The sequence below is a fragment of the Herminiimonas sp. Marseille-P9896 genome, from assembly GCF_903993245.1.
In the GTDB taxonomy this organism is placed as follows: Bacteria; Pseudomonadota; Gammaproteobacteria; order Burkholderiales; family Burkholderiaceae_D; genus Oxalicibacterium; species Oxalicibacterium contaminans.
The window spans coordinates 397,691-413,390 of sequence record NZ_CAJEVT010000002.1; the positions used below are offsets into that span (position 1 = coordinate 397,691).

Sequence of the window (15,700 nt, forward strand, 5' to 3'; positions counted from 1 at the left end):
CGCTTTCAATTGAATGGAGCATGGTATGAGCAATCCGAAACTGGAAGTATTGACCCCAAGTAATTCGCAACTGATCTTCATCGATCATCAGCCGCAAATGGCTTTCGGTGTGCAATCGATAGATCGCCAGACCCTGAAAAACAATACGGTTGCACTAGCCAAGGCTGGCAAGGTATTTAATATCCCTACCATCATCACGACGGTGGAAACAGAAAGCTTCTCCGGTCACACCTATCCGGAATTGCTGGATGTATTCCCGGGCAAGGAAATCCTCGAGCGCACTTCGATGAATTCATGGGATGACCAAAAGGTGCGTGACGCCTTGAAGAAAAATGGTCGCAAGAAAGTCGTGGTTGCTGGTCTGTGGACCGAAGTTTGCAATAACAGCTTTGCGCTGTGCGCGATGCTGGAAGGCGACTATGAAATCTACATGGTGGCTGATGCTTCCGGCGGTACCTCGCTGATGGCGCATGACCTGGCGATGCAACGCATGATCCAGGCTGGCGTGGTTCCTGTCACCTGGCAACAAGTCATGCTGGAATGGCAGCGCGACTGGGCCCGCAAGGAAACTTACGATGCAGTGACCTCCATCGTGAAAGAACACTCCGGTGCTTACGGCATGGGTATCGACTACGCCTACACCATGGTGCACAAGGCTCCGGCACGCTCGGTTGGCGCACACGAAACACTGGCACCAGTACCAGCTCCGGTACGCTGATAGCGGCAAGCTTGCTGCACAGGTGTGCAGCAAGCGCAGATCGCATGCGTAAGGCCATCGTCTGCATGGACGGTGTCTGCCTTACTCCTGTCATCTTTATCCGGCTACCTATGGCTGCGGTATCAAGTAAACTGCTCGCTCGACGACTATGCTCCCGTCGCTGATCGCAGCGGGAATTGGTCGTAAATTGGTCGTATCATGCAGACAGCGACTGTTTTATCCCATCCGACCATCATGAATGTGTTCCATACCCTGGTAGCGACGATATGTAAGCCTGCCAGGCTAGGCCGGGTCACGCTTGTTTACGGCTGTCTGGTTTTGCTGGCGCTGCTGACAAGCGTTAGCGTGCTGGCAGCGAGTATTCCATCACTGGAACATCTGGAACATAGGCGCTGGCTGGCCGCTGACGGCGGCCCCAGCCAGGTCGGTGCGATCGCGCAGACACGCAACGGCTATCTCTGGCTGGGTACCAATGACTCCTTGTACCGTTTCGACGGTTCCCGTTTTGTCCGCTATGAAGCGCCGGATGGCAAGGCGTTGGGCATAGTCTCGGCGCTGCTGGCGGATGGTGATGATTTATGGGTGGGCTTGCGCGCCGGAGGCGTGGTGCTGATCAATCCCCAAGGGATGCATCGCTTTGCTTCCGACACCTCCCTGCCTGCCGGTGTGGTTTATAGCCTGGCGCGCGATCGCAAAGGCGTCATCTGGGCCGCTGCCGAAGACGGGCTGGCACGCTACGACGGCAAGCGCTGGCAGTCTGTTGCCGTAGATTTGAAATTCCCTGGCCGCAAGGCGCGTACTGTATTCGTAGACCGTAGCGGCACCGTGTGGGCGGTGAATGAGTATCGGCTGTTTTATTTGCCGGAGGGCGCGCAGGCTTTCATGGATAGCGGGCTCGCGGTGGAAGGTGTCAGCAATATTGCACAGAGCGCAGATGATTCCATCTGGATCGCTGAACGTTATAGCGGGAAATTGCATAGGATCGTGTCGGCCGCAGGCAAGCTGTTCATCAGCCGCGCAGGTAGTGCGACTTCCAGTGGTTTGCTGTTTGATCGCAGCGGTGCCTTGTGGATCAGTACCCTGGGGCGTGGCCTGAAATATGTCGCGACACCGACTGATGTCTATGCGACCGGGGCACGCGAACGTTTTACCAGCAAGGATGGTTTGAGCTCCGACTACGTCTGGCCCATGCTGGAAGATCGTGATGGCAATGTGTGGGTCGGCACCAACGCCGGTCTGGATCGCTTTCGCCCGCGCACCTTGATGCCATCCGACTTTCCGATAGATGCATTGAACTATGCATTGGTCGCAGGTGCGGACGGCAGTATCTGGGCCGGGAGCAGTAATCGTCCGGCCATGCGTGTGCAGGGCGGCAATCTATATACATTGACGATGCCTGCACCGGTCACCAGTGCTATCCGCGATAACAGCGGACACATCTGGATGGCGGGGCCGGGTGGTATCTGGCGCTCGGAAGGAGAGCGTCTGGTTTTTGCTGCACACTTGCCGACCGGCGCGCCCGCGGATTCTTCGGTGCGCGCCATGGTGCATGATGAAGATGGCAATCTGTGGGTTGCGATTAATCGCCTGGGGCTGTTCAAACTGCATGCAGGTGCATGGAGCCAGGTCCCTGCGCCGACCTCGGTAGCCAGTCAGTTGATGCCGGTGGTGGCTGCCGCCGGTACGCAAGGGCGACTATGGTTTGGTTATCGTGACAATCTTGTCGTGATGCGCGATGCGAGCGGCGAAAAGCAGTGGAGCAAGGCGGATGGCCTGAATATAGGACACATCACCGCGATTGCGCCGCAGCGGGGACGTACCTGGATAGGTGGTCAGCATGGGCTGGGCTTTATCCAGGATCAGCGTTTCCATGCGGTACAAATGCCGGGCAACGGCTTGTTCGACAATATCTACGCGATCCTGGCCGTGCCCGGTAAGGACAGCGAGGATCTGTGGATACATACCAAGGCCGGGATATTCGAGCTGACCGGCATCGAACTGCAGCGTGCGTTGGCCGATCCGGCTTACCAGATACGCTACCGTTCCTATAACCTGATGGGTGGCCTGGCGAATGATCCGTATCAGGTTTTGCCTTTGCCAACGGCGGTGCGGGCCGAAGATGGCTTGTTATGGTTCTCCACCAGCAATGGCGTGATGTGGATAGATCCGCAGCGGCCACGACAGGATGATGCGGTACCTGAAGTCACCATCGAGTCGGTCAGTGTGGATGGTGCGTATCTGGCGCAAACCACGGCGACCACACTGGCAGCGAATGCACAGCGTATCGTGATTGACTATGCGGCCCTGAGTTTGTCTGCACCGGAAAGTCTGTCATTCCGCTATCGCCTTGATGGCTACGACCATGGCTGGCATGACGCGGGACGGCAGAGCGAGGCGACCTACACCGCGCTGGCGGCGGGTAATTATCGCTTCCGCGTATTGGCTTACAACAAGGATGGTTTGCCCAGTTCGCAGGAAGCCGTGTTTGCTTTCACGATTCCACAGGTGTTCTACAAACAACCGTTGTTCCTGTTGATTGCTGGCGTGGCGATCTTTGTGTTGCTGTGGATTTTTTACCGTATCAATGCGCGTCGTGCTGGCGAGCACATGCGCACGCGGATGGAAGAACGGCATGCCGAGCGCGAACGTATTGCGCGTGAATTGCACGATACTTTATTACAGAGCGTCTATGGATTGATCCTGCGTTTCCAGGCGGTGGCGCAATCGATACCGGCTGATCATCCGGGCCGGATAGGCCTGGAAAAAGCACTGGATCGTGCCGACGAAGTATTGATAGAAGGGCGTGACCGGGTACGTGATTTGCGCAATGAAGTGGTGACAGGTGATTTGCATGATTGCATACGGGCCCTGGGCGTCAGCCTGGCGTATGACGGCAGCGCTGCCTTCCATCTGTCCGTGATCGGCACGCCACTGCCATTGCGTGCGACTGTGCGCGATGAGATTTACCGCATCGCGCATGAAGCAATTAATAATGCGTTCCGCCATGCCCGGGCACAGCAGGTGCTGGTAACAATCGAATATACGCTGCGTGGCTTCCGCATGATCATCAGTGACGACGGCGTCGGCATAGACCAGGCCTACATCAGCATTAAAGGGCGCCCGGATCATTGGGGCCTGCGTGGCATGCACGAACGAGCGCACAAGATAGGTGCGAATCTGAATATCAAGAGTATCCGGAATGCCGGTACCGAGATCGTACTCAGCATGTCGGCCAGGTTGGCTTACCGTAATATCATGCGCTGCTGGTTAAACCGGATCAGCTGGCGCAAGAAACCAGGAAGTGAGTAGTGATGACTGCAAATAAAACCATACGTGTACTTGTCGCGGATGACCATCCGTTAATGCTGGAGGGGATCGCTGCGGTGATCGGCAGTCAGAGCGATATCGAGCTGGTCGGTGAAGCTGCGGACGGTAATGAGGCGCTGGTTCTGTTTCGCACGCTGCAGCCGGATGTGACGCTGATCGACCTGCAAATGCCGAATGCGAATGGCATAGATGCAGTGCGCATGATACGTGCCGAATTCCCGCAGGCGCGCATTGCAATACTCACGACTTATCGCGGTGATGTACGCGCCTTGCATGCGATCAAGGCTGGTGCACAGGGCTATTTGCTCAAGAGTGCCTTGCGCAAGGAGTTGTGTGATGCGATACGCGCACTGGCAGCAGGGCAGCGTTATTTTCCGCCGGAAATATCTGCCGAACTGATGGAGTATATGGGGCAGGATTGCCTCAGCCCGCGTGAAATCCAGGTGCTGAAGCTGATCGCACAAGGCTTGAGCAATAAGCAGATTGCGCAGGAACTGGTATTGACGGAGGATACGATCAAAGGCCATCTGCGCAGCATCATGGACAAGCTCGGTGCCAACAACCGTACGCATGCGGTGACCATAGGCATAGAGCGCGGCTTTATAGAGTTGTAGTCAGGCGCGTAAACCACACTTTAGTGTAGTTTTACTTCCCCCAGCCAGGGGCTGTTGCACACGGGCTTACGCACGCATCATTCTTGCTTGTGTATTTGAAGTGATGTTAACAGGAGCCAACTCGTGCATACCCTCCCACTGCGCCGCCCGCCGCATAGCTATCCCGCACGCAAACCTGGGCAGACAGCAGCATCTGCACTCAATATTATCGACATCTCTTTTCAGGAAGAGAGCAGTAAGCCAGAGCAGGCCGGAAAGAACGTCCTTGCTGCCTGGCAAATCCAGCGTCTGAATGCGTATATAGACGAGTGCATGGCGACGCGTATCCGCACCATGGATCTGGCCGCTGCACTGGAATTAAGCGTGAGTCACTTTTCACGCATCTTTAAGCAAAGCTTGGGCGTTTCGCCGCGTATCTATATTTTGCAACGACGTATTACGACGGCTTGCAGCAGCATGTTGCTGTCAGACCTGCATCTCACTGACATCGCTTACATGCATGGATTTTGCGACCAGTCGCATTTCACCCGGGTTTTCAATTCCGTTCATGGTGTTTCGCCGCAAGAGTGGCGCAGACTGAATAAACTCAGTCAGTCCGCAACGGATTACATACCGACGCTCGCATTGAATGCTGTAGCTGCGTAAGCAACGCAAAAGGGCAAGGTTGCCCTTGCCCTTTTGCTTGAAAATCAGCTGGTCCGAACGGAGCAGCGCCGATTTACTTTACTGATTCAATCAACTTGTCGAGTTTGACTGCATCGACGCAGAATGCACGTATGCCTTCTGCCAGTTTCTCGGTTGCCATTGCATTGTCATTCAACAGGCTGCGGAAGGTTTTTTCATCCAGCGTGAGTTTGACGATGTCTGCATTCTTCGCTTCTGCCGGTACCAGCTTGCGTGTCAGTGGGGCGTCGGTTTCAGCCAACTTCTGCAAGAGTTCCGGGCTGATGGTCAGCAAGTCGCAACCAGCCAGCTCGATGATTTGTGAGGTGTTACGGAAGCTGGCACCCATGACTTCGGTCGCGTAATCGAATTTGCGATAGTAGGTGTAGATGCGCTTGACCGATTGCACGCCCGGATCATCTGCGCCGGTGTAGTCGGTACCGGTCGATTTTTTGTACCAGTCGTAGATGCGGCCGACGAAAGGCGAGATCAGTTGCACGCGTGCATCGGCGCAGGCGATGGCTTGCGGCAGCGAGAACAGCAAGGTGAGGTTGCAGTGTATGCCTTCTTTTTCCAGCACCTGCGCAGCACGTATGCCTTCCCAGGTCGATGCGATCTTGATCAGGACGCGGTCACGCGAGATACCCGCTGCTTCGTACAGGCGGATCAGGGTGCGGCCTTTTTCAATCGAGCCTTCAGTGTCGAAAGACAGGCGCGCATCGGTTTCGGTGGAAACACGACCAGGAATGACTTTCAGGATTTCCTGGCCGAAGGCGACCAGCAAGTGATCGACGATTTCATTGGTGCTTTTGCCCGCGTGGTCGCGCGCGACCTTTTCCATGATGGGGCGGTACTCATCCTTCTGTACAGCCTTCAGGATCAGCGAAGGATTGGTCGTTGCATCTTGTGGTGCAAAAGCCTTGATCGACTGGAAGTCGCCTGTGTCGGCAACTATGGTGGTGTATTGCTTCAGTTGTTCGAGTTGGTTCATGGCACGCTTACGTTGGCTGTATGGGAAGGTATAGACAAGCTTATTGTACGCAATGTTTCGCCATTTTTGCTGCCAGCTGAGCAGGCAAATCTTATGGCGCTTGCAGGAAGGAGTCGAATTGCAGGTCGAATTTCTGCAAGGCCTTTTGCGCATGGAGCATTTTTTTACGACGCTCGGGACTGAGGCGCAGCGCCAGGCCGACCGCCAGGATGTCGATGACGACCAGATGCGCGAGGCGGGCCGAGATCGGCGTGTATGGGTCGGTATGGAAGTGCAGGTCGATAGGAATCAGTACTGTCGCCAGTTCGGCCAGCGGTGTGCCGCTGGGTGCCAGCACGACGATAGCCGCGCCTGAGCTGCGCGCCAGTTGCACGCTGCGCAGCAGCGATACGCTGTTGCCGCGCTGCGAGATGGCGACCACGACGTCACCTTTCTTCAGCAGGGATGCAGCGATGCTGTGTATATGCGGATCCGAGTAGGCGACGGTCGGTACGCCGGAGCGGAAGAATTTATGCTGGGCATCGGCAGCGATGATGCCGGACGTACCCTGGCCGTAAAATTCTATCGTGTTGGCACGTCCCAGTACCTGCAAAGCCTGTTCTATCGCATTCGCATCCAGGCTGTTACGCAGGTCGAGCAGGGTGTTGATCGAGCGGTTGCAGACTTTGTCGACCAGGTCGGCCGCCATATCGTCCAGCACTGGCGATGCACCATCACCAGTAGACAACGCCAGGCCTTGTGCCAGTTTGAGTTTGAAGGCTTGCCAGCCATCGAAGCCGATGGCGCGGCAAAAGCGCACCACAGTCGGCTCCGAGACGTCGGCTTTTTTTGCCAGTGCAGTGATGTTTTCTGCGATTGCCAGTTCAGGCTGTTCCAGTACGGCCAGTGCGACTTTCTTTTCCGATTTGGAAAGCGAGTCGTATTGCGTGCGTATGGAATCGAGCAGCATGCCGGTGTATTCCGCTTATTCCGGCAGGGCTTCTTCGCGCCATTGCAGGCCATCGCGCCCGATCAGCGAGCTGGATGCGGCCGGACCCCAGGTACCGGATGCGTACGGCAAAGGTTCATTGCCTTCCTGTTCCCAGTAACGCAGTACCGGTTCTACCCACTCCCATGCCGCTTCGAGTTCATCGCTGCGCATAAACAGTGTCAGCTGGCCGCGCAGGACGTCCAGCAGCAGGCGTTCATAGGCATCCATGCGGGGTGCCTTGAAGGTTTCTGCAAAGTCGAGTTCCAGTTCGACCGGTTTCAGGCGCATGCCATCGCCCGGTGTTTTCGCCATCAGGTTAAGTTGCAGGCCATCGTCCGGTTGCAGGCGGATGACCAGGCAGTTCGGCTGGAAGCTGCTGGTCGATTGCGCAAAGATCGAATGCGGGATCGATTTGAAACGCACCACGATTTCTGCCAATTGGTCAGCCATGCGTTTGCCGGTACGCAGGTAGAAGGGCACGCCAGCCCAGCGCCAGGTATCGATCTCTGCTTTGACGGCGACGAAGGTTTCGGTATTGGACTCCGGGTCGGCAGTTTTTTCCTGGCGATACGCCGGTACCGCGACGCCATTGACGTGACCGGCGCGGTATTGGCCGCGCACGACATTCTTGGCCAGGGTGTTTTGTGTGAAAGGTTTCAGCGAGCGCAATACTTTCAGCTTTTCATCGCGCACAGCATCCGGTGTCACCGACAGTGGTGGCTCCATCGCCACGATACACAGCAGTTGCAGCAAATGGTTTTGCATCATATCGCGCAGCGCACCGGAGGTTTCGTAGTAACCCATGCGGTTGCCGACACCGATTTCTTCTGCAATCGTGATCTGTACGTCGGAAATCCATTCACGACGCCACAACGGTTCAAACAGCACATTGCCAAAACGCAGTGCCAGCAGATTTTGCACCGCCTCTTTGCCGAGGTAGTGATCGATACGGTAGATCTGCGATTCCTTGAATACCTGGCTGACTTCCTGATTGATCTGTTTCGCGCTGGCGAGATCACGACCCAGCGGCTTTTCCAGCACGACGCGGGTTTGTTCTGTTGCGAGGCCGCGTGCCGACAGGTTGTGGCAAATGCTGGCAAACAGGGTAGGCGGCGTCGCCAGATAAAACACGCGGGTCACGCTGCTGCTGTCGCGCAAGGCGTCATTCAGCGGCTGATAGGTGTTGGCATCGCTGGCGTCCAGCGCGACGTATTTGATACGGGCGCAAAACTTGTCCCACACAGCCTGGCTGAAGGTCTTTTCGTTGATGTGTGATTTGGCGTTCTCATTCACGGTCTCGATGAACTCGGCTGTGCTGCGCTCGTTGCGCCCGACGCAGATGATCTGGGCCGTGGCAGGCAAATCCCCGGCGCGGTCACGTGCATACAGCGCAGGAATCAGTTTGCGCATCGACAGGTCGCCGCCGCCGCCAAACAAGACAAGATCAAAATCGGTAAGAGCCATGATGAAGGGTTTTAATGTAAGTAAGTGTTCGTCAGAACGTTATTGTTTTTAGAGTGCAGCCTTGGCACGTGCGATCAGGCCATTGGTCGAGCTGTCATGTTGCTCTGGTTTGGCTTTATCGCTGAGTTCGGCTGCGATGTTTTTTGCTAGTATCTTGCCCAACTCTACGCCCCATTGATCGAAACTGTTAATGCCCCAGATCGCGCCTTGTACAAACACCTTGTGTTCATACAGTGCAATCAATGCGCCCAGTGCGTGCGGATTCAGGGTTTCCATCAGGATGGTATTGCTCGGGCGATTGCCAGGGAAGATGCGATGCGGCAATAGTTTTAGAATTTCAGCTTCCGGCAAACCTTGCGCCTGCATATCGGCACGTACCTCGTCGGCGTTTTTGCCGCGCATGAAGGCTTCGGATTGTGCGAAGCAATTTGCCAGCAACTGCACCTGGTGCTGTTGCATGGAATGGGTAGGCTTCAGCGCAGCAATGAAATCGACTGCCATGACGTCCGTACCCTGATGCAATAACTGGAAGTAGGCGTGCTGGCCGTTGGTGCCGACGTCGCCCCAGATGATAGGGCAGGTCGTGGTGCTGGTTTTGGAGCCATCGACTTGCACGCTCTTGCCGTTGCTTTCCATTTCCAGCTGCTGCAGATAGCCGGGGAACAGGCGCAAGTCCTGATGGTAAGGCGCAATCGAAATCGAGCTGCTGCCGAGGATGTTACGGTTCCAGATACCGATCAGCGCGAGGATGACAGGCAGGTTTTCTTGCAGTGGTGCTTGCTGGAAGTGCTGATCCATCGCATGCGCGCCAGCGAGGAATTCCCTGAAGCATTCCGGTCCGATCGACAGCATCAGTGCCAGACCGATGGCCGACCATACCGAGTAGCGACCGCCAACCCAATCCCAGAACGGGAACATATTCTCCGGCGCTATGCCGAAAGCCTGTACCGCATCGAGATGGGTAGAGACGGCGACGAAGTGTTTGCTTAAATCGCTTTCCTTCGCGTGGCGCAGGAACCATGCGCGTGCCGACTGTGCATTCATCATGGTTTCGGCAGTATTAAAACCTTTGGAAGCAATGATGAACAGGGTCGTGGCAGGGTTGATGCGGGTAAGCAAGGCGTCGAGATCGTGACCATCCACGTTCGAGACAAAGTGTGTGTTCAGGCGTGGATGGGCAAAGGAGCGCAGTGCCTGGCAAGTCATCTTCGGACCGAGGTAGGAGCCGCCTATGCCGATATTGACGACATCTGTAATCTCACGGTCGTCGTAACCGCGCCATGCGCCAGAGCGGACGCGTTCGCTGAAAACGCCCATGCGATCCAGCACGGCGTGTACCTCGGGCACAACGTCTTGCTGTCCCAGTACTAGCTTCTCATTGCGCGGCTTGCGCAGGGCAGTGTGCAGGACGGCGCGGTGTTCGGTACGATTGACTTCCTGGCCGACAAACATGGCATCGCGCTGTGCTTCGACTTGCGTTTCGCGCGCCAATGCGTACAGCAATGTCATGGTTTTGTCATCGACTATATTTTTTGAATAGTCGAGGAACAGGCCAGCGCCTTCGGCGGATAATTTGCTGAAACGGGCAGGATCTTGCGCAAATAAATGACGAACCTGTCGGTCTTTGTTTTCTGTATGGTGCTGTTGCAGCGCCTGGAAGGCGGCAGTAGCGGTAAGGGTCGTGCGCATGGGCGTTATATGCGATCTATGGTTGGTTTTCACTATACATCAATTTATGGTAATTTCACTACAAATAAATTTGCGTGCGGCAATGCAAAGCATTAAATTTGCTACGCTCCTGATTTGTAGTGAGCCTGTAACGGATACCTGCTAGCAAGGAAAGTTCAATCCAATCTCATAATTCCCCGGTTTGCTGCGGGATCACGCAGGAATGAATTTCTGACGCGTAATGTAGTCATAGCGTAGTCATGACTTTTCATGCCCGGGTAAAAAATGACGATAGGTAGCTGTAAATTATTGTAGTAAAATTTCAAAACTGTTTTTCTAGGGATTTAATATGTCGCTCCATCCTGTTGTGACTGCCGTAACCGCACGGATCGTAGAGCGTAGCCGACCGTATCGCGCTGCTTACCTTCAACGTTTGGAAAATACGCGTCAAAAGGGTGTGCAACGCAGTACGTTGTCCTGTACCAATCTGGCGCATGGTTTTGCCGCTTCTCCCGCCAACGACAAGCTGATACTGAAGCAGCAGGTCGCCCCCTCTATCGCCATCGTCTCTGCCTATAACGACATGCTGTCGGCGCATCAGCCTTTCGAGCGTTTCCCGCACATCATCAAGGATGCGGTGCGCAAAGCCGGTGGTGTGGCGCAATTCGCCGGTGGCGTACCTGCCATGTGCGATGGTATTACGCAAGGGCAACCAGGCATGGAGTTGTCGCTGTTCTCGCGCGACACGATCGCCATGTCTACTGCCATCGCCTTGTCCCACAATATGTTCGACGCCGCCGTTTATCTGGGCGTGTGCGACAAAATCGTGCCGGGCTTGGTCATCGGCGCTTTGCATTTCGGTCATTTGCCTGCGGTCTTTGTCCCGGCCGGGCCTATGACCAGCGGCATGTCGAATCCGGAAAAAGCCAAAATACGCCAGCTCTACGCGCAAGGCAAAATCGGTCGCGACGAATTGCTGGAAGCAGAAGGCAAGTCCTACCACGACGCCGGTACCTGTACTTTCTACGGCACCGCGAACAGTAATCAAATGTTGATGGAAGTCATGGGCCTGCACCTGCCGGGCGCCGCTTTTATTACACCCAACACGCCTTTGCGCGACGCATTGACGGCCCACGCCGCCCAGCGTGCAGTCGAAATCAGTGCGCAAGGGCAGACCTATACGCCTATCGGCCGCCTGGTCGATGAAAAAACCATCGTCAACGCAGTCATGGCATTGCTGGCTACCGGTGGTTCAACCAATCACACCTTGCACCTGGTGGCGATGGCGAAAGCGGCCGGTATCGTGATCGACTGGGATGACTTCGATGCCTTGTCGGCAGTTGCGCCATTGGTGGCGCGTATATATCCAAACGGCGACGCCGACGTGAATCACTTCCATGCCGCAGGCGGCACCGGTTTCGTGATCCGTGAATTGCTGGATGCCGGTCTCTTGCATGACGACGTCATGACCATCCTTGGACGCGGCTTGCGCGCGCATGCTACCGAGCCTTTCCTGCAAGGTGAGCAAGTAGTCTGGAAACCGGCGGCAGCTGTCAGCGGCAATACCGATGTATTGCGCACGGCTGCTGAACCTTTCTCTGGCGACGGCGGTATGAAGCTGATGTCCGGTAACCTGGGGCGTGCGGTCATCAAGGTGTCGGCGGTCAAGGTACAGCATCGGATAGTCACTGCGCCAGCCATCGTATTCGAATCGCAGGAAGCCTTCATGCATGCGTATCAGGCAGGTGAATTGAATCGTGACTTCATCGCCGTGCTGCGTCATCAGGGGCCACGTGCGAACGGTATGCCGGAATTACATGCGTTGACACCGGCGCTGGGCAGCTTGCAGGATGCAGGACGTCATGTTGCCTTGGTGACGGATGGCCGCATGTCCGGCGCATCGGGCAAAGTGCCAGCGGCCATCCACGTTTCGCCGGAAGTATTGGCAGGTGGTCCTTTGGGTCGTGTGCGTACCGGTGACATGATAGAACTCAACGCCGAAACCGGTGTGTTGCAAGCGCTGGTGCCGGAAGCTGAATGGGCGGTACGTGGCATCGAGCCTGCAGACCTGTCGCAAAATGAAATCGGCATGGGACGCGAATTGTTTGCGATGTTCCGCCATTCGGTGAGTGCGGCAGAAGAGGGTGCAACCACCTTCGGCCTGCCGCCACCCCTGCTGGAAGCAGACGAAGACAAAACGACCAACACACTGGCAGTGCCGGACGACGAGCCGTTTGTCGATGAAGATAATCTGATAGAGCGACCTATAGGAAACTGAATATGAATATGCTGGAAATCATGCGTACCTCGCCGGTGATCCCGGTGATAGCGATTGACGACCTGGCGCATGCAGTTCCGCTGGCGCGTGCGTTGGTGGCTGGCGGCATACGCGTGCTGGAAGTGACCTTGCGTACGCAGCACGGCTTGAGCGCGATACGTGCGATTGCAGAGCAGGTGCCGGAAGCGATACTCGGTGTCGGTACGCTGACACGCTCGGAAGACTTTGCCGCCGCACGTGATGCCGGGGCGATCTTTGGTGTATCGCCTGGTTTGACGAAGGAATTGATACAGGGTTCGCTGGCGAGTGGTTTGCCTTTGTTGCCAGGTGTGATGACACCGTCGGAAGTGATGGCAGCGCGGGAAGCCGGTTTTCATCAGTTGAAACTATTCCCGGCAGTACCTGCGGGTGGCGTGGGCATGCTGAATGCGATTGCCGGGCCGTTGCCGGATGTGCTGTTCTGTCCTACCGGCGGGATTTCGCAGGAGACTGCGGCGCAGTTCCTGGCATGCAAGAACGTGGCTTGTGTGGGTGGGTCATGGTTGACGCCTAAGGATGCACTGGCGGCTGGTGATTGGGATCGAGTTACTGCTTTGGCCAAGGCTGCTGCTGGGTTGAAGTGATATTCCTGTTTTGATTTAGAAAAGCCGCTTTTAGCGGCTTTTTTTATTTCTGCGTTGTTATAACTGACTCGCGTAATCCATAGAGGCTTTGCTTGTGAGTCCACTGTGACGATGCCGTTTGTGCGGGACAGAAAATGGAAAAAGAAGTGGGTGTGTCTGAGCGCAGCGAGTTTCGCCCACTTCCCATTTTTTGTCCCGCACAAACGGGGACCCCGCAGGGGCAGCGGCGCCGTGGTCGCCTTTCTTTGCTTACTTTCTTTGGCGAAGCAAAGAAAGTGAGTGGCCGCCGGGCCACCCCCGGCAACGTACTCAGCTACGGAGAGCGGCCCACATCAGCAACCTCAGAACGGAACCCTGTTCACCTTAACAACTGTCACCATAAAGTCACTATCCGACATAGACACAGGCCAGATCTGTGTGTACGCTTAAACCAGCCACATCGCGTCACGCATCAGTCCGCACTCCAGTAGAAACAAACCGAAAGTTGAATCTATGCATGGAGCTGAATTTATTCAGGATCTGGCGGTGATTATGTTGATCGCCGGTATCGTCACGATCATTTTCCATTACTTCAGGCAGCCAGTCGTACTCGGCTATATCCTGGCCGGTGTCATTATCGGCCCGCACACCCCACCATTTGAACTGATACAGGATGACCGCACGATTAAGATCGTGGCGGAGTTGGGTGTGGTGTTCCTGATGTTTTCATTGGGGCTGGAGTTCAACCTGAAGAAGCTCAGCCGCGTCGGCGTGACCGCATTCATCGCTGCGTTCGGAGAGATCGTCCTGATGACCTGGATCGGGTATGAGATAGGACGTTACTTCGGTTGGAAAGCGATGGATGCATTGTTTCTCGGTGCGATGCTGGCCATTTCTTCCACCACCATCATCATCAAGGCGCTGGATGAGCTGGGGCTGAAGCATGAGCGATTCGCCCAACTGATTTTCGGCATCCTGATCGTTGAGGATGTACTCGCGATAGGCATGATTGCGCTCTTGTCCGGCATTGCGATGAATGGTTCTGTCGATGCCGGTGATGTGTTCGTGACGGTCGGCAAGCTGTCCCTGTTCATGATCGTGACACTGGTGCTCGGTTTGTTGCTGGTGCCACGCATATTGGCCTATGTCGCCAGGTTCAAAAGCAATGAGGTATTCCTGATTACAGTGCTGGGTCTGTGCTTTGGCTTTTGCCTGCTGGTGTTGCAGATGGAGTACAGCATTGCACTAGGTGCGTTCATGATAGGTGCGATCATGGCCGAGGCGCGGCAGTTGCATTTGATCGAACGATTGATCGCACCGATACGCGATATGTTTAGCGCCTTGTTTTTTGTTGGTGTCGGTTTGTTGTTCAATCCGACGGTGCTGGTGACGTATGCGTGGCCGATCGCAGTGATTACAGTGGCGGTGGGGCTGGGCAAGGTGTTTGCCTGCGGCTTGGGGACGTTTATTGCCGGCAACGATGGGCGAACATCGATGCGGGTCGGTATGGGCTTGTCGCAGATAGGCGAGTTTTCTTTCATCATTGCTTCGCTCGGCCTGACACTGCAGGTCACCAGCGATTTCCTGTACCCGATCGTGGTGGCGGTTTCAGCTGTCACTACCTTGCTGACACCATATCTGATCAAGTGGGCTGATCCGGTTTCCTTGCGTGCGGCAGCGGCCATGCCGGACGGTATCAGCCGTCTCGCCAATCGCTATACGGATTGGTTGCAGCATAAGCAGCCGGAAGGTGATCGCGCCGCTTTGTTCAAGATCATTGTGCGTATCGTGGCGCAGGTGATCGTGAATTGCGCGATGACGGCGGCGGTTTTCCTGGCGGGGATTTATGTGTTTGGCGTGATAGAGAAGCATCTGGCGGGGTCTGCTGCCGATGAACATACGCAAAAGGCCATCGTGTTTGCCGGCGCACTCGCGTTGTCGCTACCGTTCCTGATTGCTACATATCGTAAGCTGAATGCGCTGAGCCAGCTACTGGCCGAAATCTTGATTGGTGACGGCGGACACTTTGTACATGGATTGCGCCGTCTGATTTCCGAGGTGATTCCGTTGTTGTCTATCGTCGGCATTTTGCTGCTGATCGGTTTGTTGAGTGCGCGTATCCTGCCGCCGACGAATATGCTGCTGTTCTTGCTGCTGGCCGCAGCGATAGTCACGGCGTTGTTATGGAAGACTTTCGTGCGCTGGCATACGCGCCTGCAAATCGCTTTGTTCGAGACGCTGGAGCACCCGGACGAAGAGAAAAATTAGCAGGCTGATAAGTGCTTAAGCCTGTCGCTACAGAGCGGCGTCAGGCAATTTTTGCCGCAATTTTCCTGCATTTGGGGCTGATGCAGCGGGGCTTCCGGTAAAATAGCAGCCTTCTTCAGACTTTTTCCTGCATAGCT

Annotated in this window: 11 protein-coding genes; 7 read left to right on the forward strand and 4 right to left on the reverse strand. The window is 55.5% G+C overall.

Translation table 11 applies throughout. The annotated features are described in order from the left end of the window. The first annotated feature begins 25 nt into the window (after positions 1-25). The 4 genes from H7U06_RS07380 (at position 26) to H7U06_RS07395 (ending at position 5,304) form a co-directional block, all read left to right on the forward strand. On the forward strand, positions 26-718 hold the full coding sequence (locus H7U06_RS07380; RefSeq protein WP_175625519.1) for a hydrolase: 693 nt from the start codon (positions 26-28) through the stop codon (positions 716-718). Between the two features lie 198 nt (positions 719-916). Continuing rightward, entirely contained in the window at positions 917-4,027 is a 3,111-nt protein-coding gene (locus H7U06_RS07385) for a two-component regulator propeller domain-containing protein (protein ID WP_175625520.1), read from the forward strand. A gap of 2 nt (positions 4,028-4,029) precedes the next feature. Next, positions 4,030-4,659 carry a response regulator transcription factor gene (locus H7U06_RS07390; protein WP_175626075.1) on the forward strand — a complete coding sequence of 210 codons (630 nt, stop codon included), beginning with the start codon at positions 4,030-4,032 and terminating at the stop codon, positions 4,657-4,659. A 312-nt stretch (positions 4,660-4,971) separates the two neighbouring features. Then, positions 4,972-5,304, forward strand: coding sequence for a helix-turn-helix transcriptional regulator (locus H7U06_RS07395; RefSeq protein ID WP_175625521.1), 333 nt, complete (start codon positions 4,972-4,974; stop codon positions 5,302-5,304). A gap of 73 nt (positions 5,305-5,377) precedes the next feature. On the opposite strand, the gene tal is transcribed toward H7U06_RS07395, so the two are convergent. From tal to pgi, 4 genes are all read right to left on the reverse strand, one after another. Further along, entirely contained in the window at positions 5,378-6,313 is a 936-nt protein-coding gene (gene tal / locus H7U06_RS07400) for a transaldolase (RefSeq protein ID WP_175625522.1), read from the reverse strand. Positions 6,314-6,404: 91 nt separating this feature from the next. Beyond that, positions 6,405-7,262, reverse strand: a complete 858-nt coding sequence (locus H7U06_RS07405; RefSeq protein WP_175625523.1) for a MurR/RpiR family transcriptional regulator — start codon at positions 7,260-7,262, stop codon at positions 6,405-6,407. Between the two features lie 15 nt (positions 7,263-7,277). Continuing rightward, a complete protein-coding gene (zwf, locus tag H7U06_RS07410) occupies positions 7,278-8,747 on the reverse strand; it encodes a glucose-6-phosphate dehydrogenase (protein ID WP_175625524.1) in 1,470 nt (489 codons plus the stop codon). A gap of 48 nt (positions 8,748-8,795) precedes the next feature. Continuing rightward, positions 8,796-10,436 carry a glucose-6-phosphate isomerase gene (gene pgi, locus H7U06_RS07415; protein WP_175625525.1) on the reverse strand — a complete coding sequence of 547 codons (1,641 nt, stop codon included), beginning with the start codon at positions 10,434-10,436 and terminating at the stop codon, positions 8,796-8,798. Positions 10,437-10,764: 328 nt separating this feature from the next. On the opposite strand from pgi, the gene edd reads away from it, so the two are divergent. From edd to H7U06_RS07430, 3 genes are all read left to right on the forward strand, one after another. Then, positions 10,765-12,693: a phosphogluconate dehydratase gene (gene edd, locus H7U06_RS07420; RefSeq protein WP_175625526.1), complete on the forward strand. Its 1,929-nt coding sequence runs from the start codon at positions 10,765-10,767 to the stop codon at positions 12,691-12,693. A 2-nt stretch (positions 12,694-12,695) separates the two neighbouring features. Then, positions 12,696-13,316 (forward strand): bifunctional 4-hydroxy-2-oxoglutarate aldolase/2-dehydro-3-deoxy-phosphogluconate aldolase, encoded by a 621-nt coding sequence (gene eda / locus H7U06_RS07425; RefSeq protein ID WP_175625527.1) that lies wholly within the window; start codon positions 12,696-12,698, stop codon positions 13,314-13,316. 492 nt (positions 13,317-13,808) lie between these two features. Continuing rightward, on the forward strand, positions 13,809-15,563 hold the full coding sequence (locus H7U06_RS07430) for a cation:proton antiporter (protein WP_175625528.1): 1,755 nt from the start codon (positions 13,809-13,811) through the stop codon (positions 15,561-15,563). The last annotated feature ends 137 nt before the right edge of the window (positions 15,564-15,700 follow it).

What these genes read in the sequence shown, in the direction of transcription:
- edd (WP_175625526.1), top strand. Translation starts at nt 10,765, where the DNA reads ATGTCGCTCCATCCTGTTGTGACTGCCGTAACCGCACGGATCGTAGAG.
- H7U06_RS07405 (WP_175625523.1), bottom strand. Translation starts at nt 7,262, where the DNA reads ATGCTGCTCGATTCCATACGCACGCAATACGACTCGCTTTCCAAATCG.
- zwf (WP_175625524.1), bottom strand. Translation starts at nt 8,747, where the DNA reads ATGGCTCTTACCGATTTTGATCTTGTCTTGTTTGGCGGCGGCGGCGAC.
- pgi (WP_175625525.1), bottom strand. Translation starts at nt 10,436, where the DNA reads ATGCGCACGACCCTTACCGCTACTGCCGCCTTCCAGGCGCTGCAACAG.
- H7U06_RS07380 (WP_175625519.1), top strand. Translation starts at nt 26, where the DNA reads ATGAGCAATCCGAAACTGGAAGTATTGACCCCAAGTAATTCGCAACTG.
- H7U06_RS07390 (WP_175626075.1), top strand. Translation starts at nt 4,030, where the DNA reads ATGACTGCAAATAAAACCATACGTGTACTTGTCGCGGATGACCATCCG.
- tal (WP_175625522.1), bottom strand. Translation starts at nt 6,313, where the DNA reads ATGAACCAACTCGAACAACTGAAGCAATACACCACCATAGTTGCCGAC.
- eda (WP_175625527.1), top strand. Translation starts at nt 12,696, where the DNA reads ATGAATATGCTGGAAATCATGCGTACCTCGCCGGTGATCCCGGTGATA.
- H7U06_RS07430 (WP_175625528.1), top strand. Translation starts at nt 13,809, where the DNA reads ATGCATGGAGCTGAATTTATTCAGGATCTGGCGGTGATTATGTTGATC.
- H7U06_RS07395 (WP_175625521.1), top strand. Translation starts at nt 4,972, where the DNA reads ATGGCGACGCGTATCCGCACCATGGATCTGGCCGCTGCACTGGAATTA.
- H7U06_RS07385 (WP_175625520.1), top strand. Translation starts at nt 917, where the DNA reads ATGCAGACAGCGACTGTTTTATCCCATCCGACCATCATGAATGTGTTC.